The organism is Anaerotignum lactatifermentans (genome assembly GCF_016902535.1).
Taxonomy (GTDB): domain Bacteria; phylum Bacillota; class Clostridia; order Lachnospirales; family Anaerotignaceae; genus Anaerotignum; species Anaerotignum lactatifermentans_A.
The window spans coordinates 12,327-36,251 of sequence record NZ_JACSNY010000007.1 but is presented as its reverse complement, the minus strand read 5'-3'; the positions used below and the strand labels follow the sequence as shown (position 1 = coordinate 36,251).

The following is a 23,925-nucleotide window of genomic DNA, read 5'->3' as shown; positions in this document are numbered from 1 at the left end:
AGCCTATTCCTGTGCACCTTTTTTTAGATTACAATCCCGGCAAAGCATTTGACAGTTATCAGGCGTCGTCTTGCCGCCTTTGCTCCACGGTGTAATATGATCAGCGTGCATCTGTTCAAACTCAAATTCTTCACCACAAATAGCACACTTATGTCCTTGCTTCTCGTAAGCCGCAAGAGCATCCCGACGGTCAAAGGAACGGATTGACAGTTTCTTTTCTTCGCCAGTCAACAGGTACTCATAAATACCGGATTTTTTGGTCACATCTTCATCACCCATGAGTCGCTGAATTTCCGTCTCCAGCTTCTTGGGGTCAAGGTCTGTCCGCTTGCCGTGCTGATTGTAGAAAAGGCCCCATGGCAACCCCTTCATTTCTTTGCGCTTTTTGGGGAAAATCGCTTGTACCCAGTCGATCACAGAGCGAAAATAGTTCCACAGCTGCACCGCACTTGGGTCGTTCTGATGTTCAGCCATGTACGCTTCAATGGTTTTTCCTTCAGCGCTGGCCGCCCAGAAAATAGCCGTTTCAAGGTATTCCTGACGGATAGAAGCGCCTTTCAAATAATCACCAGCCAGCATACCTGCTGCGCAGCCGGTCTTAGAGAAATACCGCTTTGCGTCAGAAGTCCAGCTACCGGCATAGACGGCGTTCCGCAGCTCCTGATCGGTCAATTCTTCGCCTGCAATGTTGATAATACGGAACCATTCCAGCTTTTCGCTGTCCGTACCATCACAAACATACACAAACAGGGGATAGTCAAGAATCTGCTGCTTCTTGTCGGCCGGTAGATTATAAAAATACTTGTCATCTACAGAGAAGGTGCCGTCTACATACTCGCACAGGGAAATGGTACGCTGCTGACCATCCAGCACCTCGAATCCATCTGACCCGTCCTCTTTCTTCACCTTGCACCAGTACATCACATTGAGCGGTAAGCCCTTCATGACAGTGCGAATGACTTCATCACGCTGCGCGTCCTTGTAGACGAACTCCCGCTGATACTTCGGCCTTATATCAAGGCGCTCGTCGTATCCAACGACACCTTCCTCTGCATCATTGAAATAGCCCTCACAGACTTCACCGACAGTTACTTTCAGTTCTTTGATTTGCATATCATTTCACCTCTTTCGGTGGTTCTGGATGTTTGTTACGAATGAACACACGGTCATAAGTCCTTTTGCCATTGAGCAAACAACATCCCCCACGATCTTCTTTGCTCGGTTTATATCCTAATTGTTCTAATATCTCAACCGGAGCAGATGCTCGTGTATTTCCTGACGCTTGCCAAATAATCTCAAATTGATCCGGATTAAACTTATCAAAGAATGTAATCGGAACTCCCATGATACCTGTGTAGTCACATGGAATATCAGCAGTTTTAGAAACTTCAACGGCATTATAATTATCATACGAAGGATTATTCTCTGGGCTATATCGCTTTACGAGAATTAGTTCCTCATGGCGCTGTTTCATGTCAAGATTGGTATACCACCGCACGCCTTTTACTCGGATATATTTTCGGCCTGTAGCTTCATCAATGCCACAAGTCGAAGCATCAAGTGAATAATCATCCGGAACAAAAAAAGCTCTATCTCCCGAATGGATACTTGCTCCAAGCCATATCTGATTTGATATGATATACGGGAATATTTCTTTATACTTCAGTGCATTAACATTACCAATAATGATAAAATGCTTTTGATGCTCCACCAACGTAGCTACATACTCACGAAACAATGAAAATGGCGGATTTGTAACCACAATATCTGATTCATCCAGCAAGGCCAGACATTCAGGCGAACGGAAATCGCCATCGCCCTCCAGCTCTACCAACTCATTTTCGCCGGTTCTGAACAGCTCTGCCACATCCAGCATATCCACGCCACCGTCACCCATCTTGTCATATACTTGAGTAACTACAGCCTTATAAGGACGCTTGCTTTTATTTTCTTCTGCACCCTTATCTTCAAAGTAAAAAGTCATCTGGCCGTTTGCGTCACAACCGTATTGTAACTGCTGCCCTGCAATCGGAGACGAATAGTAGCAAGTTGCAATCAACTTTTTCAGCCCCAAACGATTGAAATTCAGCGCAAAATACTTAAAAAAGTTGCTCTCAAACGGATCATCGCAGTTACACAGCACCGTCTTACCCTGGAAGTGCTTGCGATAATATCGCATTTCCTTTTCAATATCAGTTAGCTGTGTATAGAATTCATCCTTTTTAGCTGTTTTGGCAGCACCTAAATCAGCATTCTTTGCCATTACTGCTCTGCCTCCTTTGCTTGATATTCTTTCAGCCATTCACGCAGAAGGGCAGAAACCGTCATGTCTTTATCCAAAGCAATCTGCTTGAGCGCTTTGCGCTCTTCCCGTGTCATCGTGATTGTCAGATTTACCATGTTTCTTTCTGCCATAATCGTTTACCTCTCATGCACATTTAATTGTGTACTTGTGTAATAGTGTACCACAAAATGGCACATAAATCAACAAACTTAGACTGGCTCCGTCTTTGTTTTATAGCTGTAGATAAGATATTTCTCCGCCTTGTTTGTTAATTATCGCGACTCTCCTCTATCAATCTCGCTTCTTCTATGCTGTGAAAAATATGACCACAAATTATGCCGAGAAATTACATCTTCATATTTGCGGAGTTTACCACGAAGCTCACCATTTTCCTTCTCCAAGTCTACGGTGCGAAGCTGCCCCCGAACGGACTTGTACTCTGCCAGTTCTGCGGTCAGTGCGGCGACCTTTGCTTTCAACTCACTTATCATTTTCATCGCTGCATCCAAAGCCTTTTGCAGCTTGGATTCCTTGCGCTCCTGGACATAAAACTTCTTTGCCGCAGCTGCCAGATTTTCATATTCAGAACGATCCAGCATAACTTTTGAGGAAAACGGAACGGCATGAGGTTCTATTTGCTCCACTTCCTGAACCGCAATCTGCTGTTTTTGAATCTTCTCAATCTTCTTTTCCAGAGAAGCTGCCTGCTGCTCTTTCTGCTGCGTTTGTGCGGTGAGTTGTTCCAATCGCTCCTGTTCCCGTTCCACCTTGAACTGTGTCACGGTCAAATGTTCCTCGGAACTACCCCGTTCTCCACGCTCCACATCCGCATATCCAGCGTTTCGCATAGCCCGGAAGAAATCATCCTGGAGAACGCTGTAAGACTTCCGCAGCACCGGCTTGCCATTCTTCTGGAGAATAGGCGCTCCCTGTTCGTCCAATGCCGGTTTAGACAGCCATTTTTTACTGCTGCTCACCTGCATAATTGTTTCCTTGACAGTTCCCACAAGTGATTTGTCTTTGCACCTCTTAGACCAGAGGATCTGCTTCTCCACAACCGGAACATAAACCACATGGAGATGATAATGGAATACATCCTGCCCCAGTGCTTCGGACATGGCCCGGTTACGCTCATCGGCGTGCATAACAGCGGAGAGAATATACTGTTCGCCGCCAACGATCTCTATGGCAGCTTTGTAAGCGTCCTCATAAAATCGCTTGGCAAACTCATACCCACCATGGTTATAGAAGTAGGCGGAGTTTACATCAAAAATCAATTCCCCGTAAAGGTTGGCGTCTGATTTCAGACCACGGGTGGAGATTACACCGTCTTTTTCCATCTGAGCAAACATCTCTGCATATCCGGCGGTAGGTTTCTTAAAATGGATGTTCTGAGGGGTGTGTTCTGGTATAATATCTGGGTTGGTATAGGATTCCTTTTCTCGTTCGTTGTGCCGCTGGGCATTTCCGATTTTGGCGGCAGTCAAGTTTACGTTTCTTGCACTGGTACGGTCAATCCCGTCGTTTCTCGCCATAGAGCTCCTTTCACGTTTGTACGGCCTGCGGGCCGGGGCGCACTTCCTGCGGAAGTGTAATAACCCACTATGATACTTTCATCCTGCGGCTGCAAAGTATCGTGGGCTCTCCGAGGGGGGATGCGGCTCCTGCGGGAGCCTCCCTGACTTGCGTGTGCTATCCACACAGCAAGTCAGGTGTGTCCGGCCTCCTTGCTCCGGTAAGCAATCCTGCCGGCCACGGTTCGGGAAAATCCACCGGATTCTCCCGAACCTTCCATCTCCAAATCTGAGGATTTTTCGATGGGGACGGTGGTGCGATACCAGAGTGCAACTCTGTGCAGGAAATGCAATAAATGCAGATAATTCCGGTTTCATGCGGCGGGGTTCACGATGATTTTCACATCGGCTGGTCTGCCCACCGACTGGCGTTCCGGTTCTTCCAGACGAATGTATCCATGTCCCTCCAGCAGTTCCAGCGTCGGAAAAATCTCCTCCGTTTTCTTGAAGAACTTTCCCCGGCACATCTGAAAAAGCTCTGAACGCTTGATCACCGATATGTTCTTCTTTTTCAGCTTTGCCAGGACAAATTTAGCTTTCTGAATGCTCAAGTCAGTACCCATCATGGAATAGGCGTAGGTGGAATGAGCCAGAAAGTATTTGCCGATCTGAATCGCCTTGCTCATCGTAGAAGCTGTTACTTCTGCTTTGTCATCTTCCATATCAGCACAGTGCAACAGTCCTGCAATCCGGAGTACGGCACCGATATATTTGCTTGCCCAATCGGAAATTGCCTGTCCCTCGCCAACCAGAAACTTCTCATGTTCCTGAAAGTAATCGGCCATCAGGTCAAAGGCTTTTTCGGAAAGGTGTACCGTCTGGGCATCTCCAGCAATCGGTAAAGCCATCAGGCGAAAAATCAAGCTGCGATAAGCGGCGGTTATTTCGGGCGGAATCGGCTGGGTACGAAAGACCCGGCTGCCAATTCTGGATGGTGGGGACGCATACAGGAAGCGGGCAATCAAGCCCCGCCCGGTCATGGTGGTATTGGACATGATTTCATCCAGCACACTGGGCTGAATCGAGAGGATGGCTGACAATGCCGGGTGCATGATGCACTCCGCTTCACGGGTCATTCGATCCACATAAATGGCATCCCCACAGTGGCCTTTCAGCCAGACATCAATGTTGGATTTGTTGGAATACCGTCCTGCCATGATGTCAAATATGCCGCCCTCGGTGGAGATCACGGAGAACACTCCGTTGTTAGCTGCCATTAAGCTGGTCAGAGCTTCACTGGAACAATCGTCCGCAAAAAAGCGAACCGGCTTTCGTTCTGGAGTTTCTTCCAACTGCTCCTGAAGCTGCCGTAGCTCCAGCTCCATTTCCTGGCTTTCCTTACGCTCCAGCTTCTTTTGCAGACCGGAAATCTGACGTTCCAGAGATTCCCGCTGCAAGTGGTTTTCCCGTATTTCCATGCTGTGCGCCTTGTTATATTCCTGCTCATACTCATAGAGGAATGTGGTCATATCCCGCATGACGCTGGACTTTCGCTCCCCCGGTGCGGCGATCACCACTGTGTACAAGCTCAAAGGCTCACAGTATCCCGGCGTTCCCTCTATCTTGTATTTCCCTTGTAAGCAGGTTGCCAGCACACCCAGGCTGATCGCCGCTGCCATGTCCGGGGCAGTCTGACTGTGTTCGGCCACCGCACTCACATAATTCCGAATCACATCCGAGAGAGCGTCTACCGGAAATGCAGGCAGATCACTCCACTGTGGCGTCAGCGGAACAATAGGTTGAAAAACCGGTGACGGCTCCGCTTTTGGAGTGTAGATCTCTCGGCAATGCTCGATTGCCTTCTGAATGGTGATTGCACCATACGTTGTGCCGGATTGCTGCCGGTCCCATTTATCCCGCATCAATCCCGACTGCCGGAACATAGTGTCCATCTTGGCAACATCCCGTCCTGTCCAAAAGGCGAGATGACTGCACAGCGCCAGATCTGCCTCTGATGGGGACGAATATCCCTCCAACGAACCGTTCCAAAGGGCTGTGAACGCTGCCCCATTCTTACTGCTTTTTGCCAGTTGCAGAAGCTGCTCCATGCTTAAATCAGAGTTTTTTGCATTTATTGCATTTTCTGCGCATACCTCTGGCCTGCGCATGAACTTGTCCAGCAACACTTGCAGCTCCTGGGTCCGGTCACCATACTCATAGTCCTCACAGCGGTTTCCGGTCACGGTGACATATTTGTTGGTTGCTCCCGCCACATAAACCTCGATTCCGGCCTGATGGTTCATAATGTAGAATCGCTTGGTATCATACTGAAAGCCTTTTGCCGAAAAGAGGATGTGCAGACCGTTGCCGCTGGGGCTGTACTCGGTATAGCTGTGCATTAAGGCCACAATTTCTGCGGCGGTCTGGGTGTAATAGCCGCTGTCCGAAAGGCAGTTGTCCAGGTCAATCGCACAGATGCCGTTGAAAATGCCAATTCCAATGCCATCATATCCGCTGGCCTGTACTGCTGTTTTATAAGGTACGAAGCTGGAAGGATCGTTGCTTTTTGCTCCCAGGCCGGTTTCCGGCTGGTATGGCACCTTCGTTTTCCTCCCATTCCGTTCCTCGTACTTCCAGCAGCAGAACAGACCATTTTGTATGATGCTGTCTGGTAAAGCTGTCAAATTCTGTTCCTCCTTAAATAATTATTGAATTTGGCAGCTGTCGTGTTATAATATCCTTGCTGAGTGATAGTCACACGGCAGCTGCCGTTTGTACTGTCGCCAAGAGTTCTCATCTGCCAGGATGGGGGCTCTTTTTTTATGCGGTTTCCGGCTGGAAATATCCAATTTCCTCCCACACCTTTCTGTCGGGGCAGTAGTAGTTGTACTCGTTGGAGTTTTCCAGCTTGATCGCATAGCCGAATTTCAGGATTCCCTGCTGCAAGCCAGTGCGCACATACTGGGCATCTTTGTGCATGGCGGCTGCAATCTCAGTGATGGGGACATTGCGTCCAGTGAAGGGCGGCAGTTCGACATAAACTTTCTTCTCCATGTGAATGACCTCCTTATTGCCAATATGCGAATTATTAGTTCGTATTTCGATTATAAGCCATCCTCGACAGCTTGTCAACACTAAATACGAAAAAATTATTCGTATTGCGACCTTGTAATTCGTACGGCTTCGTGTTACAATACAAACGAGGTGATGACAATGCACAGCAACCCAGCCGAAATTGGCGAGAGAATCAAGGCAGCCCGCAAGGCCGCTCACTTGAGCCAAACAGAGCTGGCACAGCGTCTGGACAAGACGATGCGCACAGTTCAAAAATACGAAAGCGGTGAAATTGAGCCATCCATAGCGATGATCAATGCCATCGCCAAAATCTTAAACATATCTCCGGCAGACCTGATTGGCTACCAGAAACCTGAAATCCAGTTGGATAGCCTGTCTGATGTGATAGCGGTTCTTTACCAATTAAACAAGAAGGCCGGTATCCGGTTCGAGATCGACGTCCAGCGCCCACCCCACAGCGAAGAATGGTCCTGCTCCCTGAAATTCAATGGAAATGACCACTCCGCAGAGATGAACGATTCCCTGTGCCTGATTTTGGAAGAGTTCCGGGACGAACGTGAAAAGCTGGAAACCTATTGGACCGATCAGGAATCCTTTGACCGCTGGATTGAAAAGGAACTGGCCTACTACGCAGATGCCAAACTTCAGGACAAGGAAGTGGAAGTCCTCTCCGATTTGGAGCGCATTCAGCGGCGCAACGAACTGGATCGGCAGATGCTGGAGAAAATGAAAAAGGCCGCCGAAGAAAACGGCGACCAGGAATAACAAAGGGTGTTGCATACCCTTCATCAAATTTAATTCAAACGCTGGGAGAAAGGAAGTTTGAGATTTTTTGAGATTACCCAACGGATATGGAAGCGTCAAGAAAATGTCCGGAAAGCGAAGAAGGCCCTATGCAGTGAGGAAAACGGTAGGGTGGCACGTCAACCCTGAAACTGGAAAGTCTGTTCAGGAACAAATTACCATCGGCTATGCGGCAACCAGAGCAGAGGGGCTGCAAATGCTGGCAGAGTACAACAACAATCCCTTTGACATCAAGGCATCCAAGGCCACCTTCCAGGAGGTCTATGAACGCTGGTCAAAGGAGAAGTTTCCCACCATCTCCAAGTCAAATGTAAAAGGCTATGAGGCGTCCTATCGGGTATGCGGAACACTTTACAACAAGGTATTTCGGGATATTCGGCTGATGGATCTTCAATTTGTGGTGGACACCTGCGGGAAGAATTACCCCACCCTAAAAAAACTCAAGGGGCTGTTCAATCAGCTGTACGCCTACGCCATGAAAAACGACATCTGCAACAAGGATTACTCCGAGTTTGTGGATTTGAGCCGGTACAAGGATAAGAACCCCAACAAGCGTGACCGGAACAAGTTCACAAAGGAGCAGATTGCCCGCCTGTGGGAGCTTGCGGAAGATCCGTACTATCAAATCGTGCTGATGCTGATCTACAACGGCTGCCGCATCTCGGAGTTCCTGGACTTGAAGAAGGAAAACGTACATCTGGAAGAACAGTACTTTGATGTGATCGCCAGCAAAACCGAGAACGGCCTGCGGAAAGTCCCCATTGCCGACAAGGTGCTGCCATTCTACAAAGCATGGTACGAAGGTTCTCAGTGTGAATATCTGCTCCACACGCCGGACCAAAAGCACTTCGATTACAGGAACTATTACGACAGTTACTTCACACCCCTGATGGAGCAGCTTGGATATGACCAGACGCCACACTGTACCCGGCACACCTGCATCTCCATGCTGACAGAGGCCCATGTAGACCAAACCATGATCAAGAAGATTGTGGGACACTCCGGTGCCATGACGCTCACCGAACGTGTCTACACCCACCTGGATATTGAAACACTGGTGGAGGCAATCAACAAGATCTAAAAGGAAGAAGGAAAAACCGTGCAGCACAAAAAAAGCAGGAGATACGCTCCTTGTGGAACGATCTCCTGCTTCATAAGGCTTTTGTTTTCGCTTGCGATTCTTGTTCCTTGTGTGCTCCTTGCTTGCTCCTTACGGAGTAAAACGGAACACTTCTGAGGAACTCTCACAACTCCAAAACCATCCAGTTTTCTGCAAAACAGCGTCCAAAGACGTACTGAGAAGCAGTGGAAATTATCTCTTGGAGAACTGAGGTGCTCTTCTTGCTGCTTTGAGACCATATTTCTTTCTTTCTTTCATACGAGGGTCTCTTGTCAGGAAGCCAGCTTTTTTCAGAGAAGGTCTGAAATCGCCGTCTGCCTGCAGCAGAGCTCTGGAGATACCATGTCTGATTGCGCCTGCCTGACCTGTGAAGCCGCCGCCTTTTACGTTTACCAGAACGTCAAATTTTGCGGTTGTTTCTGTCAGTTCCAGAGGCTGACGAACGATCAGTTTCAGTGTTTCCAGACCGAAATATTCGTCGATATCTCTTTTGTTGATTGTGATTTTACCACTGCCGGGTACCAGATAAACTCTTGCTACGGAAGATTTTCTTCTGCCTGTACCGTAATATCTAGCTGCTGCCATTATGCCTTCCTCCTTCGATTAAAATTTCAGTTCCAAAACTTCAGGTTTCTGCGCTGCGTGGGGATGTTCCGCGCCTGCGTAAACATGCAGTTTGGAGAACATTTTTCTGCCCAGAGCGTTTTTAGGAAGCATACCTTTTACAGCATGTTCGATAACTCTTTCAGGGTGTGTTTCCAGCATTTTGTCCAGTCTTACTGTTTTCAGACCACCAATGTAGCCTGTGTGATGCTGATACAGTTTCTGTGTCAGCTTTTTGCCTGTTACAGCAATTTTTTCCGCGTTTACCACGATCACATAGTCGCCCATGTCAACGTTGGGTGCGTACTGGGGTTTGTTTTTACCTCTTAAGATGTTTGCGATTTCGGAAGCCAGACGGCCCAGTGTCAGATCTGTTGCGTCAACAACATACCACTTCTTTACTACATCTGCTTCTTTCGCAATGTAAGTTGTTCTCATGGTTCTTTACCTCCCTTATTATTTTTTTGTTCGACCCTTTGACTTTACAGCGATACGGGAATATCCCTGCAATCTCCATTATGCCTTTTACCTCATAACTTATTGGGTCCCACCTTGAGAAACTATATTTAAAACGCAAAGCGTCTTAAAATCTAAATCACAGCTTTATTATTATAATACGCCGAAATACCGGTGTCAAGGGATTTCTAAGGCAAATCATAATAAATTTCCAGCAAAGTCAGGCCCTGGGGCTCCGCTGTCTGGCCCGCCTGCGTCCGATCTCTGCTTTCAATGATACCGGCCACCCCTTCGGCGGGAAGTTTTCCCTGGCCTACGGCAATCAGCGTCCCGGCAATGATCCGCACCATATTGTACAAAAACCCGTCGCCCGTCACCAGAATACGGATCTGCTGGCCTTCCTGCTCCATGTGGCAGTCGAAAATGGTCCGCACCGTAGTAGAAACACTGCTCCCCGCGGCGCAGAACGCGGCAAAATCATGAGTGCCCACAAAGGCTTTCGCGCCTTCGTTCATTTTCTCCACATCCAGATCGTGATAGACAAAGGTGCTGTACAGCCGTTCCTTTGGGTTTTTATATTTCCCATGGTAAATGCGGTATTCATATGTTTTTTTCACGCAGTCATAACGGGGGTGAAACGCCGTTGGCACTTCTCTGGCCGCCGTCACCACAATATCCTCCGGCAGAAAAGGACGGATGGCAAGGGGAATTTTCTCCACGGGAATGGTGGTCTCCACATCTACCACCGCCCGCTGGCCCAAAGCATGAACGCCCCGGTCCGTCCGGCTGGCGCCGATACACTCCAGCTCCTTGTCCCGAAAAAGGGCCCGCAGGCCTTTTTCCAGCTCACCCTCCACCGTCAGCACCTCCGGCGATTTCTGCTTCTGCCAGCCGCTGTATCTCGTTCCATCATAGGCAATGGTCAATAATATCCTCATCCCATATCCGCCTTTCTTTTTCGCAAATATTGTACTGCCAAAGCGACCGCGACCGCCAGACCATAACAGCAAAATATCCTTGCCGCCAGAGCCGCGCCGTAATTGGAAATGCCCAACAGACCCAGAAGCCGGTCCTGCACCACATACAGCCAGATGCCATGGTACAGGTACAGCTCATAGCTGAAGGCGTCCACTGCCTGACACACCCTGTTTTCCATGACCTTCCGGCCCAGCGTATCCCCCAGCAAAAACAAAAATGCCATGGCAAACACCACATAAAGCCGATGAATGTCCTCCAGAAAAGGTACTGCCAACATTCCTCTGACCATGCCGTAATACAGCAGGCCGTCGGCACAGGCGGAAATCAGGAACAGACAGAAAATCACACCCTTATTCCGCTGCAAACTCTCCAGAAAGACGTCGTAGTTCCTTCCTGCATAACACCCCAGCACCCAATAGGCCAGATAGGAGGTAAAGACACGGTCATTATAAGGGAAGGCCGTTCCCGGGGAAACCATGGCAATCATAGAAGGCAGGCCGTCATGGAACGCCGCCATCAGCAAAACAGCGCTGACCGCCGCTGCCCAGAAATCCACTTTTTTCACCATCCAGCGCCATACGGGCATCAGCACATAAAACTGAAACAGAATAATGATAAAGTAAAAAGGGGCGATCATATTGCCCAAAAGCGCGGACTTCACCAAAAATTTCAGATCAAAGGCATAATACCCCAGCCAGATCAGCCCCAGATAAGAGACCAGAACGGCAATAAGATACGGCACGCCGATTTTCCGAATACGCCCCCACAAAAAAGGGCCGTAGGAAAAAGGCTTTTTTTCCATGTTCCGAAAAAGTTTCAGCGCAGACAGAAAAAGAAAGCCCTGCACCACAAAAGCGGAAAGCCGCCATGTCATTTCCACTGCAAAAAAGGCCCCGCTGGCCTTGTCCCATGTGCTCACCGCCACAGAACAAATATGAATCCACATAACCAACAGGCAAAGGATCATATTACAAAACGAAATTTCCCGATTCCGCACGCCCATTTCCTCCCCGAAATGTTTCCGGCAAAGTGCCTTTCCGCCCTCCTCCGGAATTTGAAAAAAATGCAGAAAACCACAAAAATACAGACTTCAAGCAGCCTGCATTTCTGCGGTTCTGTTCCTTTCTTAAATCATAAATGTCAAATGACCTGCGGCGATCCGCAACCCTACCACAACGCAAAGATATACCGCCGTCATGACAGCCGCCCGATAGTCCCTGCCCCGCATCCGCATTACGTTCATACGGGTTCTGTTCTCATCGCCGTGGTAGCATCTGGCCTCCATGGCCATAGCCAGTTCCTCCGCCCGGCGAAAGGCGGAAATAAACAGCGGCACCAGAATAGGGATCAGGCTTTTTGCCTTCTGTATCATGTTCCCTGTATCAAAGTCCGCGCCTCTGGCCTGCTGTGCCTTCATGATCTTGTCCGTTTCATCCAGCAGTGTGGGGATAAAACGCAGAGCAATGGTCATCATCATGGCAATCTCATGCGCCGGCACGCCAATCTTTTTCAAAGGCCGCAGCAAATACTCAATGCCGTCTGTCAGCTGGATGGGCGTTGTGGTCAATGTCATCAGAGAGGAGCCTACAATCAAAAGAACCAGTCTGACACACATTTTGATGGCCATATACAGCCCTTCCGTTGTAATGGTCAAAAACTTCCAGCTCCAGAGAATATGGTCCCCCCGTGTCATGAACAGATTGATGACCGCCGTAAAAAGAATGATAATTATAATGCTTTTCAGCCCCCGCAGCATAAACTTCACAGGGACCTTAGAGGCATGGATCACCACGCCCAGCAGCGCCGTTACGATCACATACCCCATAATGGTATTGACGATAAACAGCGATACAATATATAAAAATGTCACAACGATCTTGACTCTGGCGTCCAGCCGATGGATCGGCGACTCCGCCGGGTAGTACTGACCGATGGTAATATCCCGAATCATGCTTTCACCTGCTTTATCAATTTCAGCAAAGCCTCTTTGGCTTCTTCTATGGTATATACATCTGTAGGCACATCAAAGCTCCGCTTTTTCAGCTCCGCGAAAACGTAGCTGACCTGCGGCGCCGCCAGCCCCATCTTCTCCAGGTCTTCCACATGAGAAAAGATCTCTCTGGGGGTGCCTTCCATGGCCGCCTTGCCCCGATGCATCACAATGATGCGATCCACCAGCTTTGCCACGTCCTCCATGCTGTGGCTCACCAGAATGACCGTGATGCCCCGTTTTTCGTGCAGTTCTTTGATGGCCTGTAAAATCTCGTCCCGGCCTCTGGGGTCCAGACCTGCCGTCGGCTCGTCCAGAATCAATACCTCCGGATTCATGGCCAGCACACCGGCAATGGCCACACGCCGCTTCTGGCCGCCGGACAGCTCAAAGGGAGATTTTTCATAAACTTCCTCCGACAGACCTACGGTCTGTAACGCGGAAATGACACTTTCATGGATCTCCTCAGGAGAAAGGCCCATATTGGTAGGGCCAAAGGCTACATCCTTATAAACCGTCATTTCAAAGAGCTGGTACTCCGGGTACTGGAAGGCCAGCCCGATACGGCGGCGCACTTCCTTCAGCTTTGCCTTATCCTTATGAATATTCTCCCCATCCAGCAGGATCTCGCCGGAGGTAGGGGAAATGATCCCGTTCAGATGCTGGATCAAAGTAGATTTCCCGGAGCCTGTATGACCGATGAGGCCCACAAACTGCCCCTTGGGGATCTCCAGGCTTACATCATCCAGTGCCTTTTTCTCAAAGGCCGTACCGGGATTATATATATGGGTTAAATGGTTGATTTTAATTGACATACCGCACCTACCATTTCTTCTATCGTCAGAATATCCGCCGGAAGGTCAATACCTTCCTTCCGCAGAAGATACGCCACCTCTGTTACCTGAGGCACATCCAGACCGTATTTCTTCAGTTCTTCCACCTGGGAAAAGATTTCCCGTGGCGTCCCCTGCATGACTAGGTCCCCATCATCAATGACAAAGACCTTGTCCGCCCGTACCGCTTCGTCCATATAGTGGGTAATGAGGATCATGGTGATCCCCTCTTCTTTATTCAGCCGTTCAATGGTCTCCATGACCTCCCGGCGTCCCACAGGGTCCAGCATGGCCGTAGGCTCGTCCAATACGATGCAGTCCGGCTTCATGGCCAGCACACCGGCAATGGCGATTCTCTGCTTCTGTCCGCCGGAGAGCTTAGACGGGGTATGGGTAGCGTATTCCTCCATGCGCACCGTTGCCAGCGCCTCATCCACCCGACGGCGGATCTCCTTGGGTTCTACGCCCATGTTTTCCGGTCCAAAAGCAATATCCTCTTCTACTACCGTGGCTACCAGCTGGTTATCGGGGTTCTGGAACACCATTCCCGCCGTCTGGCGGATATCCCAAACCAGCGCGTCGTTTTTGGTATCCATGTCCTTCACCCAGAGGGTGCCGCCGGTAGGCTGCAGCAGCGCGTTGATCTGCTTGGCAAAGGTAGATTTCCCGGAGCCGTTATGGCCCAGGACAGCGATAAAATCTCCCTGTTCTATTTCCATGTTGACCTGCTTGAGAGCAGATACCTTTTCTTCCTTAGTGCCATGATCCGTTTCCATAACGCGAATATACTCGTAGGTCAGATCTTTGGCCTTAATCATTTTCATAATTTCCTGTTCACCTTTTCTTTCAGGAAGAAGATTTCTTCCATCTTTCATAGTCTATGGCGTAAATACTCACAGCTATCAATAAGATACCTTTTTTCTATGAAAAAGTCAAGAAAAATGCGGTCTTCCGCAAAATCCTGCGGCCCGTTTTCCGTACCGGAATCAGAATAGAGCCTCTGACGGTCAAAGCGCCTTTGCCCCCTTTCCCCGGCAAAAAAGACCGCGGACAGATCTGTCCGCGGCCGCAGGATACTTTTTCTTTTTCAGGCTTTCTTCCATTTCAGCAGCAGCGCCGAATTGAGAATTACCAGTACAGACCCGGCATTATGTACCAGCGCCCCAATAATGGGATTCAATACGCCAGTCATAGCCAGAATAATGGCGATAAAATTCAGAGTCATGGAAAAGGTCAGATTACATTTGATCGTAAACATCATTCGTTTCGCCAGCCGCAGCAAATGGGGCAGTTGCCGGATATCATCATTCACCAGCGCAATATCCGCCGCCTCTACGGCAATATCACTGCCGATCCCGCCCATGGCGATGCCCACATAGGCTTTTTTCAGCGCAGGCGCATCGTTGATGCCGTCCCCCATCATACAGACCTGTCTGCCGTCCTTCTGGTACTCGTCGATGCGGTTCAGCTTGTCCTCCGGCAGGCACCCGGCGTAGACCTCTGTGATTCCCAGGGCTGACGCAATATGTTTGGCGGCGTTTTCATGGTCTCCCGTCAGCAGTACCGGCGTTACACCAGCGGCCTTTACGCCCTCTATGGTTTCCGCCGCATCCTGGCGCAGTGTATCGGCCAGAGCCAAAAATCCCGCCGCCTGACGGTCTATGGCCACATAGATAATGGTACAGCCTTCCAGCCGGTGTTTTTCCGCCTCTGCCTGTATTGTTTCAGACAGCCTAATTTGATGATCCGCCAACAGCTCCGTATTTCCCGCCAGAATTTCCCTGCCTTCCACCAGAGCCGCCACACCGCGGCCCGGCAGCATCTGAAAATTCTCCGCTTCCGGCAGAAGATGACTGCTCTCCTTTTCACAACACTGCACAACCGCCTTGCCCAGAGGATGCTCCGAGCGCTTTTCCGCCGCGGCGGCCATTCTATACAGCTCCTCTTTTCCCAATCCCGGCAAATCGCTGTAAACTGCTGTCACTTTTGGTTTGCCGTAGGTCAATGTCCCTGTTTTATCAAAGGTAAGCCGGGAAACAGCCGCCAGACGTTCCAGGGCGTCCCCTTCCCGCACCAAAAAGCCATGCTTCGTGGCGTTGCCAATGGCCGCCATAATGGCCGTAGGCGTTGCCAGCACCAAAGCGCAGGGGCAAAATACAACCAATATGGTCACGGCGCGGATGATTTCCTCCGTAAAGAACCAGGTCAGAGCCGCCGAAACCAGCGCGATCACCACCACCCAAGTGGCCCATCGGTCGGCAATTCCCACAATCTTAGCCTTCCCGGCATCGGCAGACTGCACCAGACGAATCATCCGCTGGATGGAACTGTCCTCGCCTACCCGCAGAGCCTTCATATCAAAAGAGCCAAACTGATTGACGGTGCCGCTGGACACTTCATCTCCCGGCCCTTTGTCCACCGGAAGGGATTCCCCGGTCATGACTGCCTGATTCACCGAAGTCTCACCGGAAAGGATCATGCCGTCCACAGGAACGGTCTCTCCCGGAACTACCCGCAGGATATCTCCCGCCTGCACCTCTTCTGCCAGTATCATTTCTTCCTTTCCATCCACTATCCTTCTGGCCGTTCTGGGGGTCAAACGGACCAGCTTCTCGATACCCGCTCTGGCCTTGGCCACTGTCAAATCCTCCAGCAAAGCCCCCAGCTGCATAATAAAAGCCACTTCCCCAGCCGCAAAATGCTCTCCGATAAACACCGAGGCAATCAGCGCCATGGATACCAGCACATCCGCCTTGATGTCAAAGGCCGTCACCAGACCGATAATGGCCTCCAAAATGATGGGCAGGCCGCAAAGCACAATGGCTACCCATGCCAGATCAAAGGGAAAGGGCTGAATTCCCAGAATACTGCCCAGCAGACAAATACCGGAAAGTACCAGAAGCAGAATGTCTTTTTTCACGCCGCCCCATTCCAGCAGTTCTTCTAATTTTTCCACCATACATCCTCCTTTCAATACCCATGGGGGTATATGTTTATTATACATATAGGGGTATGGGTTGTCAATGGATTCATTTCATATTGGCAAAGCGCTCCACCGCTTTGGTAAAGCTGGCAATGGTCTGCTCCGCGTCGCCATGCTCAATGCCGTCCCGTACACAGTGCTTGATATGGCCTTCCAGCACCACCTGCCCTGCCCGATGGAGGGCGGATTTGGCCGCGTTGATCTGGGCCAGCACATCTTCGCAGGGAACATCCTCGTCGATCATGCGGTCTATGGCCTGTACCTGTCCGATAATTTTTTTCAGTCTGCGGTGTAAATTATCCGCGTCCATACATTGTCTCATGATTAAAACCTCCTTATACCTCTAGGGGTATCTGTATAACTGTATCTTATGGAAAAAAAGGCCCCCTGTCAAGAATCTTTCCTATCTCCGTCTCGAACTGTGTGTCTTAAGAAATTCTTCTCTTTTTCGAGATATTCCTGTAATAAAAAAGAAATGCGGCTGTAACCATAAATTTACACCGCTGTAACCTATGCTTGTCCCCTTTGTGGTATGATGGTATCAGATAAAAAAGTATTCTGCAAAGCAGCCTCCCTTTAAGAAAACAACGATTTTCTTATTCCTTGAGAGGAGCTGCAATGGCTGTCTTCATAAGAAAAAAATCCAATCAATATATTTGTTTTCTTATGAAGATGCCCTGAAAGGAGGGTTTCCTATGACAATGAAAAAAACGGTTCTGATGAGCGCTATTGTATTTTCTCTTTCTTTTATGATCGGTATTTCCATGACCTACACACCTGTTGCAGAGGAGACTTCTCCCGCAGCCATGGAACTAGTAGCGGAAGCCGATACTACTTCTGCCGGCGCGGAAGCATAAACAGCCAGTAACATCAAAAAATTCATTTTGATCTCCTAATGTAAAAGAACCCGTCCTCAAATAGGACGGGTTCTTTTAGATTCCTCTTCTGCCATATCTTTTTCCTAAGGGAACTCTGCGTTTCCGGCTTCCAACATAACAATATGGGCGGAGGCCTGCTGTTCCGCACGGATTTCTTTTCATTTTGGGCTACATTCCTCGCTGCAAAAATAAAAAAGCACAGAGCCTCAAAGACAAGGTTCTGTGCTTCTTATTTCTATGCTTGCCTGTCATCAGGCTGTCATCGATCTTAAACCAGTTCGATGATAACTTCCATCGCGCCGTCGCCTTTTCTAGCGCCCAGTTTCACGATTCTTGTGTAACCGCCTGTACGGCCTACATACTTAGGAGCGATTTCGTCGAACATTTTTGCTGCCATGTCAACTTTTTTGCTGTTCTTTCTTGCTTTCTTACCGTCTGCGGGTACCTCTGTTACAGGGTACAGGTAAGCCAGCATCTGACGTCTTGCAGCCAGTCTGGAAGGTTTATCCTTCTTAACTGTTTTCTTTACTTCGTCATAAACAGTTACTTTCTTGCCGTTTACAACTTCTTTCACTCTCTTGCCGTTGCCGTCTTTCTTTGCAACCTTTGCTGTTACTTCAACTTCTTCGAAGTTGTCTTTTTCCTTTACAGCCAGAGTGATGAGCTTTTCAGCGATTCTTCTAACTTCTTTCGCTCTTGTTTCTGTTGTTTTGATCTTGCCGTGGTACAGCAGATTTGTAACCTGGTTTCTCAGCAGAGCTTTTCTCTGAGGTGTTGTTTTGCCAAGTTTTCTATAACCGGATGCATGCATGGTTAAATCCTCCTTGTTGATACCTGCGGAACTTACCCCGGCGCCACTGCTCTTCGGGCTTATGTGTGCCGTAATTCCACAGTAAATAATGGTTAACGGGCAGAATTATTCGTCGCTGGGACGAAGGGACAGACCCAGTTCTGCCATTTTGTTCAGCACTTCTTCCAGAGACTTGCGTCCCAGGTTTCTTACCTTCATCATTTCTTCCTCTGTCTTGTTCGCCAGATCCTCAACAGTGTTGATGCCGGCACGTTTCAGGCAGTTGTAAGAACGTACAGACAGATCCAGTTCCTCAATGCTCATTTCCAGAACTTTCTCTTTCTTGCCTTCTTCTTTTTCTACCATAATGGAAGCGTCCTTCGCGTTATCAGACAGGTCGATGAACAGGTTCAGGTGCTCGTTCAGGATCTTCGCGCCGTAGCTGACTGCGTCATCGGGAGCGATGGTCCCGTTTGTCCATACCTCCAGAGACAGCTTGTCGTAGTCTGTGATCTGGCCTACACGTGTGTTTTCTACCAGGAAGTTTACTCTGGTCACAGGTGTAAAGATACTGTCTACCGGAAGCATACCGATTGGCTGATCGTCTTTTTTGTTTTTGTCGGCGCCAATATAGCCGCGGCCTTTGTTAATGGTAATCTCCATGTAGAGCTTACTGCCTGCGCCGCCGGAAAGAGTCGCGATATGGTGGTCGGGGTTCAGGATTTCAATATCGCTGTCCGCCTTGATATCGGAGCCTTTGACTTCGCCTTCGCCTTCCATGTCGATATACGCAATTTTGGGCTCGTTGCCTTCGCTGGTATTTTTGATTGCCAGTCCCTTCAGGTTCAGGATGATCTCTGTCACGTCTTCCTTAACGCCGGGAATCACGCTGAATTCATGAAGCACGCCGTCGATCTTAACGTTGCTTACTGCCGCACCGGGAAGGGAAGAAAGCAGGATCCGTCTCAGGGAATTGCCCAGAGTTGTGCCATATCCTCTTTCCAGAGGCTCTACCACAAACTTACCATATGTTCCGTCCGGTGACATCTCAGCAATTTCAATGCGAGGTTTCTCAAATTCAAACACTCATTCAAACCTCCCTTTAATATATTAGATGGCCGCAAGGAAAGCCTTGCGGCTGTATCTTTGACTTCACTGCACAATCGAAATCTATTATTTGGAGTACAGTTCGACGATAAATGTTTCTTCAACAGGAACATCGATCTGTGCTCTTGTGGGTTTTGCAAGCACGGTGCCGCTCAGTGCATCGTGGTTTGCGCTCAGCCATTCAGGAACCAGTCTGCCGTCTGTTACAGCCAGAACATCTTTGTATCTCTGAATGGATTTGTATTTTTCTTTTACTTCGATCACATCGCCAACCTTTACCTGGTAGGAAGGGATATCCACTGCCTTACCGTTTACGGTAACGTGTTTGTGACGAACGATCTGTCTAGCTTCTTTTCTTGTTCTGCCGTAGCCCAGACGGAACATTACGTTGTCCAGTCTCATTTCCAGCAGCATCAGCAGGTTTTCGCCAGGGATACCTTCTTTTTTCGCGATCTTTTCAGCCTGTGCATAGTATCCTCTGAACTGTTTTTCCAGTACGCCGTAGATGAATTTAGCTTTCTGCTTTTCTCTCATCTGCAGACCATACTCACTCATTTTTCTGTTTGCTTTCAAGTTCTGTTTTTTGGATTTTTTATCAATACCAAGGTAGATGGGATCCAGGTTCAAAGATCTGCATCTTTTCAGTACCGGTACTCTATCTCTAGCCATTTACTTTACACCTCCTGAAAATTATACTCTTCTGCGTTTGGGTGGTCTGCAACCGTTGTGAGGAACGGGTGTAACGTCTCTGATCAGTGTTACATCCAGACCTGCTGCCTGCAGAGCACGGATTGCGGCTTCACGTCCGCTGCCGGGGCCTTTTACGAATACTTCCACAGTCTTCAGACCGTAGTCGGAAGCAGCCTTTGCAGCTGTATCAGCAGCCATCTGTGCAGCATAAGGAGTAGATTTTCTGGAACCTCTGAAACCAAGCTGACCTGCGCTTGCCCAGGAAAGAGCGTTGCCAACAGCATCAGTGATTGTAACGATTGTATTGTTAAAAGTAGACTGGATATGAGCCTGACCACGTTCTACTTTTCTTTTGTCACGGCGTCTGCGAGTTGTTGCCTTTTTCACAGTTTTCTTTGCCATTTCTTCAAACCTCCTTCATGAAATCTTATTATTTCTTCTTATTCGCAACAGTCTTTCTAGGACCTTTTCTTGTTCTTGCGTTTGTTTTTGTTTTCTGACCTCTTACGGGCAGGCCTTTTCTGTGGCGGATGCCTCTGTAGCAGCCAATTTCAATCAGACGTTTGATGTTCAGAGCAACTTCTCTTCTCAGGTCACCTTCTACAGTCTGTGTTCTGTCGATGACTTCACGAATTCTGGATACTTCTTCGTCTGTCAGATCTCTTACTCTGGTATCCAGGTCAACACCTGCTTCATTCAAAATACGAACAGCACTGGAATGGCCAATGCCATAAACGTATGTCAAACCAATTTCAACGCGTTTTTCTCTCGGTAAGTCTACACCAGCAATACGTGCCATGTATCTCTTGCACCTCCTATGATAATTCACTTTATTTGTCGAAAAATATCTATCGAATGTTACTTCGTTATTCGCATAAATGGATCGTACCCGTCGGGCATTACAAACGGAAAGAACAGACCGTCAGCCTGCACGCTGCTTCCGCTATTAACTGTATGCTCCTTCGCGGTACCTTGACGGATTTACCAACGGTTCCCAGGGACGTTTACCCCTGCAGAGCCATAACGAAATCATCAGCCTTGTTTCTGTTTATGCTTGGGATTTTCACAAATGACCATAACCCGACCTTTTCTTTTGATAATTCTGCATTTTTCACACATCGGTTTTACGGATGGTCTTACCTTCATTGTGATCGCTCCTTCCTTATTTTGCTCTCCAGATGATTCTGCCTTTGGTCAGATCATAAGGAGACATTTCTACCAACACTTTGTCACCGGGCAAAATGCGGATGAAGTTCATACGCAGCTTCCCGGAGATATGCGCCAAAATCTGATGGCCGTTTTCCAGTTCCACCTGAAACATGGCGTTCGGTAATTTTTCCAGCACGGTTCCTTCTACTTCAATTACGTCGTCTTTAGACAAATCCGAGAACCTCCTTCAATTATTTCTCCGCCAATTTTTCTTGATAGCTTTTCAAAGCCTTTGCAATGTCCGCGTCCAGAACGTATTCGTTCCGGCACAGCTTGCCGGCCAACTCTGCGTCCACATACCCTGTCGGCTGGATATGGATGAGCTTCTTTTTCTTGGGCCGCTCCAGCTTCCGGCGTCTGCCGTCTGCCAGATACGCATAGGGTCCCTCCAAAGAAAGGATCATCATCATGCCGCCTTTGTCATGACCGCTTTTGGAATACACCACTTGCCCGATCTGATATTCCATGGTCCTCACCTCGCTGATCTCGAACCGGATAACGTAAGGATCTCAGGTTCCTCCTCCGGTCATCAGAACGGTTTTGCCGCGGCAGGCCTTCCCCGCCGCCGAAGCCGCACAATGCCGCTCCCCATGTTTTTCACCTGTGGTCTTAGGGCGCCTTTTCAGGCGTCCAGACCTTTGATAATCGCTTCTGTCAACGCATCGATTCCCTGTGTGCCGTCCACTTCGATCAGAATGCCTTTCTTGCCGTAGAAATCTACCAGAGGCTCGCTCTGCTCATGGAAGGTAGCGATACGCTTCTTCCCTGCTTCTACGGTGTCATCCTTACGCTGTGTCAGCTGTTCCCCGCATACATCACAAATGCCTGCGACCTTAGCGGGCAGGAACAGTTTGTTGTATGTGGCGCCGCATTTGGGACAGGTCTCTCTTGCGGTCAGTCTTTCCAGCATCACATCGTCCGGAGCGTTGATATAAACTACTTTGTCCAGTGTTACCATTTCTTCCAGTTTTTCAGCCTGCACAACTGTGCGGGGAAAACCGTCCAGGATAAAACCATTTTTGCAGTCGTCCTTTTTGATTCTTTCCTGTACGATGGCAATAATCAGCTCGTCGGATACCAGTCCGCCGGCTGCCATAATGCTTTTTGCCTGGTTTCCCAGTTCTGTACCCTTTGCCACTTCTTCTCTGAGCATATCGCCTGTAGAGATATGAGCGATACCGTAATGTTTAACCAGTCTTGCCGCCTGTGTGCCTTTGCCGGCCGCGGGCGCACCAATGAGTACTAATTTCATACGATTACCTCTTTTCTGATTAGGCCTTCTCTTTGTGTTCTCCCCGAAACAACCGGCGGGAAATGCGCGCTGCATTCCCCCATGCGGTTGCTTTTATTCGCTCAAAAATCCTTTGTAGTGACGCATCAAGAGCTGGCTTTCCAGCGCTTTTACGATGTCCAGTGTAACACCTACAACGATGATCAGTGTTGTGCCGCCGAAGCCAACATTGATCTTAAAGATCCACTGCAGTACGACCGGCACCATAGCCAGGATCGCGTAGCAGATGGCGCCTACCAGTGTGATTCTGCCTACCACTCTTGTGATATAGGCACTGGTGGGCTGACCAGGTCTGATGCCTGGAATAAATCCACCGTTTTTCTTCATATTCATCGCGATCTCATTGGGGTTGATTACGATGGATGTGTAGAAATAGGTGAAGAAAATAATCAGGATGATATACAGACACGCACCGATGGGGTGTGTCATATTCAGCACTTCAATTACCTTGGTAAATACTTCTCCCTTGTTCTGGATAAAGTTCCCGATCTGCTGAGGGAACTGTAGCAGAGAGATGGCGAAAATGATGGAAATAACGCCGGAAGTATTTACTTTGATGGGCATGGAAGTGTTTCTGCCGCTGGCCTGTTTTCTGCCGACCATCTTGGAGGAGTACTGCACAGGCAGTCTTCTCTCACCGCGGTTAACGCATACGATGAACGCCAGAACAATCAGCAGAATAATCAGGATCGCCGCAACCTTTGCCGCGCCTACTGCTCCGGAACCGGAGATAATGTAGTAAAGGCTGGCAACGCCGGAAGGCAGGTTGGATACGATGTTAATAAAGATTACCATGGAGGAACCATTCCCGATCCCCTTCGCAGAGATCTGTTCCGCCAACCACATTACAAATGTGGAACCGCATACCAAACAGAATACGGAGGTAATATAGTACAGCATATTATCCGCAACATACATCCCCTGATAGGTATATGTTAACCCAATACCCTGGATCAGCGCAAGTATTACGGTCAAATATCTGCTGTAAGACTGCAATTTTTTTCTGCCCTCGGGGCCTTCCTTGGACAGCTGCTCAAATTTCGGAATCGCAATGGTCAACAGCTGCATAATGATGGAAGCGTTGATATAAGGCCCGATCCCCATTGCGAAAATAGACCAGTTAGAATTTGCGCCGCCTGCGATGACGCTGTAAAGTGTGCCGATACCGGCTGTTTCTCTTGCCGCAACTACGCTGGCTGCGTCGATGCCGGGCAGAGCAATCTGTGTACCCAGTCGGATGATCGCGAAGATCATCAATGTGTAAAGAATTTTGTTACGGATTTCTTTTGTTTTCCAAGAATTTACAAAAATCTTAAACAA

Annotated in this window: 28 protein-coding genes; 3 read left to right on the top strand and 25 right to left on the bottom strand. The window is 48.8% G+C overall.

Annotated features, from left to right (window positions below):
- Positions 1–3 precede the first annotated feature (3 nt).
- The 6 genes from H9X84_RS07180 to H9X84_RS07155 all read right to left on the bottom strand — a co-directional run bounded on the left by H9X84_RS07180 (position 4) and on the right by H9X84_RS07155 (position 6,852).
- A complete protein-coding gene (locus H9X84_RS07180) occupies positions 4–1,113 on the bottom strand; it encodes an HNH endonuclease family protein (RefSeq protein WP_089704906.1) in 1,110 nt (369 codons plus the stop codon).
- A 1-nt stretch (position 1,114) separates the two neighbouring features.
- A complete protein-coding gene (locus H9X84_RS07175; RefSeq protein ID WP_089704910.1) occupies positions 1,115–2,263 on the bottom strand; it encodes an adenine-specific methyltransferase EcoRI family protein in 1,149 nt (382 codons plus the stop codon).
- Positions 2,263–2,415 (bottom strand): hypothetical protein, encoded by a 153-nt coding sequence (locus H9X84_RS07170; RefSeq protein ID WP_158099785.1) that lies wholly within the window; start codon positions 2,413–2,415, stop codon positions 2,263–2,265. The genes H9X84_RS07175 and H9X84_RS07170 overlap by 1 nt, the downstream gene beginning before the upstream one ends.
- Before the next feature lie 141 nt (positions 2,416–2,556).
- The gene (locus H9X84_RS07165; RefSeq protein WP_205133620.1) at positions 2,557–3,819 is read right to left on the bottom strand and encodes a plasmid recombination protein; all 1,263 of its coding nucleotides are present in this window, start codon (positions 3,817–3,819) and stop codon (positions 2,557–2,559) included.
- A 353-nt stretch (positions 3,820–4,172) separates the two neighbouring features.
- Complete coding sequence (locus H9X84_RS07160; protein ID WP_205133619.1) at positions 4,173–6,482, bottom strand: DUF3987 domain-containing protein; 2,310 nt, start codon at positions 6,480–6,482, stop codon at positions 4,173–4,175.
- Between the two features lie 136 nt (positions 6,483–6,618).
- Positions 6,619–6,852 (bottom strand): hypothetical protein, encoded by a 234-nt coding sequence (locus H9X84_RS07155; RefSeq protein WP_205133618.1) that lies wholly within the window; start codon positions 6,850–6,852, stop codon positions 6,619–6,621.
- Positions 6,853–7,011: 159 nt separating this feature from the next.
- On the opposite strand from H9X84_RS07155, the gene H9X84_RS07150 reads away from it, so the two are divergent.
- Both H9X84_RS07150 and H9X84_RS07145 read left to right on the top strand, forming a co-directional pair.
- Positions 7,012–7,638, top strand: a complete 627-nt coding sequence (locus H9X84_RS07150; protein WP_243423601.1) for a helix-turn-helix domain-containing protein — start codon at positions 7,012–7,014, stop codon at positions 7,636–7,638.
- A 133-nt stretch (positions 7,639–7,771) separates the two neighbouring features.
- Positions 7,772–8,758 (top strand): tyrosine-type recombinase/integrase, encoded by a 987-nt coding sequence (locus H9X84_RS07145; RefSeq protein ID WP_330612299.1) that lies wholly within the window; start codon positions 7,772–7,774, stop codon positions 8,756–8,758.
- Between the two features lie 231 nt (positions 8,759–8,989).
- Here the strand turns inward: H9X84_RS07145 and rpsI are convergent, their stop codons facing one another.
- The 9 genes from rpsI to H9X84_RS07100 form a co-directional block, all read right to left on the bottom strand.
- Complete coding sequence (rpsI, locus tag H9X84_RS07140) at positions 8,990–9,382, bottom strand: 30S ribosomal protein S9 (RefSeq protein ID WP_205133615.1); 393 nt, start codon at positions 9,380–9,382, stop codon at positions 8,990–8,992.
- Between the two features lie 18 nt (positions 9,383–9,400).
- Positions 9,401–9,838, bottom strand: coding sequence for a 50S ribosomal protein L13 (gene rplM, locus H9X84_RS07135; RefSeq protein ID WP_205133614.1), 438 nt, complete (start codon positions 9,836–9,838; stop codon positions 9,401–9,403).
- Positions 9,839–10,044: 206 nt separating this feature from the next.
- A complete protein-coding gene (gene truA / locus H9X84_RS07130; protein WP_205133613.1) occupies positions 10,045–10,794 on the bottom strand; it encodes a tRNA pseudouridine(38-40) synthase TruA in 750 nt (249 codons plus the stop codon).
- Entirely contained in the window at positions 10,791–11,831 is a 1,041-nt protein-coding gene (locus H9X84_RS07125) for an acyltransferase family protein (RefSeq protein ID WP_205133612.1), read from the bottom strand. The genes truA and H9X84_RS07125 overlap by 4 nt, the downstream gene beginning before the upstream one ends.
- A gap of 129 nt (positions 11,832–11,960) precedes the next feature.
- Positions 11,961–12,785 (bottom strand): energy-coupling factor transporter transmembrane component T family protein, encoded by an 825-nt coding sequence (locus H9X84_RS07120; protein WP_205133611.1) that lies wholly within the window; start codon positions 12,783–12,785, stop codon positions 11,961–11,963.
- A complete protein-coding gene (locus H9X84_RS07115; protein WP_205133610.1) occupies positions 12,782–13,639 on the bottom strand; it encodes an energy-coupling factor transporter ATPase in 858 nt (285 codons plus the stop codon). Before H9X84_RS07115 ends, H9X84_RS07120 begins: the two co-directional genes overlap by 4 nt.
- Positions 13,615–14,481 (bottom strand): energy-coupling factor transporter ATPase, encoded by an 867-nt coding sequence (locus tag H9X84_RS07110; protein WP_205133609.1) that lies wholly within the window; start codon positions 14,479–14,481, stop codon positions 13,615–13,617. The genes H9X84_RS07115 and H9X84_RS07110 overlap by 25 nt, the downstream gene beginning before the upstream one ends.
- Before the next feature lie 263 nt (positions 14,482–14,744).
- The gene (locus tag H9X84_RS07105; protein WP_205133608.1) at positions 14,745–16,616 is read right to left on the bottom strand and encodes a heavy metal translocating P-type ATPase; all 1,872 of its coding nucleotides are present in this window, start codon (positions 16,614–16,616) and stop codon (positions 14,745–14,747) included.
- Between the two features lie 70 nt (positions 16,617–16,686).
- On the bottom strand, positions 16,687–16,962 hold the full coding sequence (locus tag H9X84_RS07100; protein ID WP_205133607.1) for a metal-sensing transcriptional repressor: 276 nt from the start codon (positions 16,960–16,962) through the stop codon (positions 16,687–16,689).
- 373 nt (positions 16,963–17,335) lie between these two features.
- Between H9X84_RS07100 and H9X84_RS07095 the strand changes: the two genes are divergently transcribed.
- Positions 17,336–17,497, top strand: coding sequence for a hypothetical protein (locus H9X84_RS07095; RefSeq protein ID WP_205133606.1), 162 nt, complete (start codon positions 17,336–17,338; stop codon positions 17,495–17,497).
- A 289-nt stretch (positions 17,498–17,786) separates the two neighbouring features.
- Here the strand turns inward: H9X84_RS07095 and H9X84_RS07090 are convergent, their stop codons facing one another.
- The 10 genes from H9X84_RS07090 to secY all read right to left on the bottom strand — a co-directional run bounded on the left by H9X84_RS07090 (position 17,787) and on the right by secY (position 23,925).
- Complete coding sequence (locus H9X84_RS07090) at positions 17,787–18,329, bottom strand: bL17 family ribosomal protein (protein ID WP_205133605.1); 543 nt, start codon at positions 18,327–18,329, stop codon at positions 17,787–17,789.
- Between the two features lie 105 nt (positions 18,330–18,434).
- The gene (locus tag H9X84_RS07085) at positions 18,435–19,394 is read right to left on the bottom strand and encodes a DNA-directed RNA polymerase subunit alpha (protein WP_205133604.1); all 960 of its coding nucleotides are present in this window, start codon (positions 19,392–19,394) and stop codon (positions 18,435–18,437) included.
- Positions 19,395–19,481: 87 nt separating this feature from the next.
- Complete coding sequence (rpsD, locus tag H9X84_RS07080; RefSeq protein ID WP_205133603.1) at positions 19,482–20,084, bottom strand: 30S ribosomal protein S4; 603 nt, start codon at positions 20,082–20,084, stop codon at positions 19,482–19,484.
- Between the two features lie 21 nt (positions 20,085–20,105).
- On the bottom strand, positions 20,106–20,507 hold the full coding sequence (rpsK, locus tag H9X84_RS07075) for a 30S ribosomal protein S11 (RefSeq protein ID WP_205133602.1): 402 nt from the start codon (positions 20,505–20,507) through the stop codon (positions 20,106–20,108).
- A gap of 28 nt (positions 20,508–20,535) precedes the next feature.
- Positions 20,536–20,904: a 30S ribosomal protein S13 gene (gene rpsM, locus H9X84_RS07070; RefSeq protein WP_205133601.1), complete on the bottom strand. Its 369-nt coding sequence runs from the start codon at positions 20,902–20,904 to the stop codon at positions 20,536–20,538.
- 233 nt (positions 20,905–21,137) lie between these two features.
- Positions 21,138–21,251 (bottom strand): 50S ribosomal protein L36, encoded by a 114-nt coding sequence (gene rpmJ / locus H9X84_RS07065; protein WP_004034721.1) that lies wholly within the window; start codon positions 21,249–21,251, stop codon positions 21,138–21,140.
- A 16-nt stretch (positions 21,252–21,267) separates the two neighbouring features.
- Positions 21,268–21,486: a translation initiation factor IF-1 gene (gene infA, locus H9X84_RS07060; protein WP_004034723.1), complete on the bottom strand. Its 219-nt coding sequence runs from the start codon at positions 21,484–21,486 to the stop codon at positions 21,268–21,270.
- Positions 21,487–21,505: 19 nt separating this feature from the next.
- Positions 21,506–21,781: a KOW domain-containing RNA-binding protein gene (locus tag H9X84_RS07055; RefSeq protein ID WP_205133600.1), complete on the bottom strand. Its 276-nt coding sequence runs from the start codon at positions 21,779–21,781 to the stop codon at positions 21,506–21,508.
- A gap of 155 nt (positions 21,782–21,936) precedes the next feature.
- Complete coding sequence (locus H9X84_RS07050) at positions 21,937–22,566, bottom strand: adenylate kinase (RefSeq protein WP_205133599.1); 630 nt, start codon at positions 22,564–22,566, stop codon at positions 21,937–21,939.
- A gap of 93 nt (positions 22,567–22,659) precedes the next feature.
- Positions 22,660–23,925 (bottom strand): preprotein translocase subunit SecY, encoded by a 1,266-nt coding sequence (gene secY / locus H9X84_RS07045; protein WP_205133598.1) that lies wholly within the window; start codon positions 23,923–23,925, stop codon positions 22,660–22,662.

Coding starts and splice junctions, on each gene's coding strand:
- H9X84_RS07180 (WP_089704906.1), bottom strand. CDS start 1,113: ATGCAAATCAAAGAACTGAAAGTAACTGTCGGTGAAGTCTGTGAGGGC.
- H9X84_RS07175 (WP_089704910.1), bottom strand. CDS start 2,263: ATGGCAAAGAATGCTGATTTAGGTGCTGCCAAAACAGCTAAAAAGGAT.
- H9X84_RS07170 (WP_158099785.1), bottom strand. CDS start 2,415: ATGGCAGAAAGAAACATGGTAAATCTGACAATCACGATGACACGGGAA.
- H9X84_RS07165 (WP_205133620.1), bottom strand. CDS start 3,819: ATGGCGAGAAACGACGGGATTGACCGTACCAGTGCAAGAAACGTAAAC.
- H9X84_RS07155 (WP_205133618.1), bottom strand. CDS start 6,852: ATGGAGAAGAAAGTTTATGTCGAACTGCCGCCCTTCACTGGACGCAAT.
- H9X84_RS07150 (WP_243423601.1), top strand. CDS start 7,012: ATGCACAGCAACCCAGCCGAAATTGGCGAGAGAATCAAGGCAGCCCGC.
- rpsI (WP_205133615.1), bottom strand. CDS start 9,382: ATGGCAGCAGCTAGATATTACGGTACAGGCAGAAGAAAATCTTCCGTA.
- rplM (WP_205133614.1), bottom strand. CDS start 9,838: ATGAGAACAACTTACATTGCGAAAGAAGCAGATGTAGTAAAGAAGTGG.
- truA (WP_205133613.1), bottom strand. CDS start 10,794: ATGAGGATATTATTGACCATTGCCTATGATGGAACGAGATACAGCGGC.
- H9X84_RS07120 (WP_205133611.1), bottom strand. CDS start 12,785: ATGATTCGGGATATTACCATCGGTCAGTACTACCCGGCGGAGTCGCCG.
- H9X84_RS07115 (WP_205133610.1), bottom strand. CDS start 13,639: ATGTCAATTAAAATCAACCATTTAACCCATATATATAATCCCGGTACG.
- H9X84_RS07110 (WP_205133609.1), bottom strand. CDS start 14,481: ATGAAAATGATTAAGGCCAAAGATCTGACCTACGAGTATATTCGCGTT.
- H9X84_RS07105 (WP_205133608.1), bottom strand. CDS start 16,616: ATGGTGGAAAAATTAGAAGAACTGCTGGAATGGGGCGGCGTGAAAAAA.
- H9X84_RS07100 (WP_205133607.1), bottom strand. CDS start 16,962: ATGAGACAATGTATGGACGCGGATAATTTACACCGCAGACTGAAAAAA.
- H9X84_RS07095 (WP_205133606.1), top strand. CDS start 17,336: ATGACAATGAAAAAAACGGTTCTGATGAGCGCTATTGTATTTTCTCTT.
- H9X84_RS07090 (WP_205133605.1), bottom strand. CDS start 18,329: ATGCATGCATCCGGTTATAGAAAACTTGGCAAAACAACACCTCAGAGA.
- rpsD (WP_205133603.1), bottom strand. CDS start 20,084: ATGGCTAGAGATAGAGTACCGGTACTGAAAAGATGCAGATCTTTGAAC.
- rpsK (WP_205133602.1), bottom strand. CDS start 20,507: ATGGCAAAGAAAACTGTGAAAAAGGCAACAACTCGCAGACGCCGTGAC.
- rpsM (WP_205133601.1), bottom strand. CDS start 20,904: ATGGCACGTATTGCTGGTGTAGACTTACCGAGAGAAAAACGCGTTGAA.
- rpmJ (WP_004034721.1), bottom strand. CDS start 21,251: ATGAAGGTAAGACCATCCGTAAAACCGATGTGTGAAAAATGCAGAATT.
- H9X84_RS07055 (WP_205133600.1), bottom strand. CDS start 21,781: ATGGAATATCAGATCGGGCAAGTGGTGTATTCCAAAAGCGGTCATGAC.
- H9X84_RS07050 (WP_205133599.1), bottom strand. CDS start 22,566: ATGAAATTAGTACTCATTGGTGCGCCCGCGGCCGGCAAAGGCACACAG.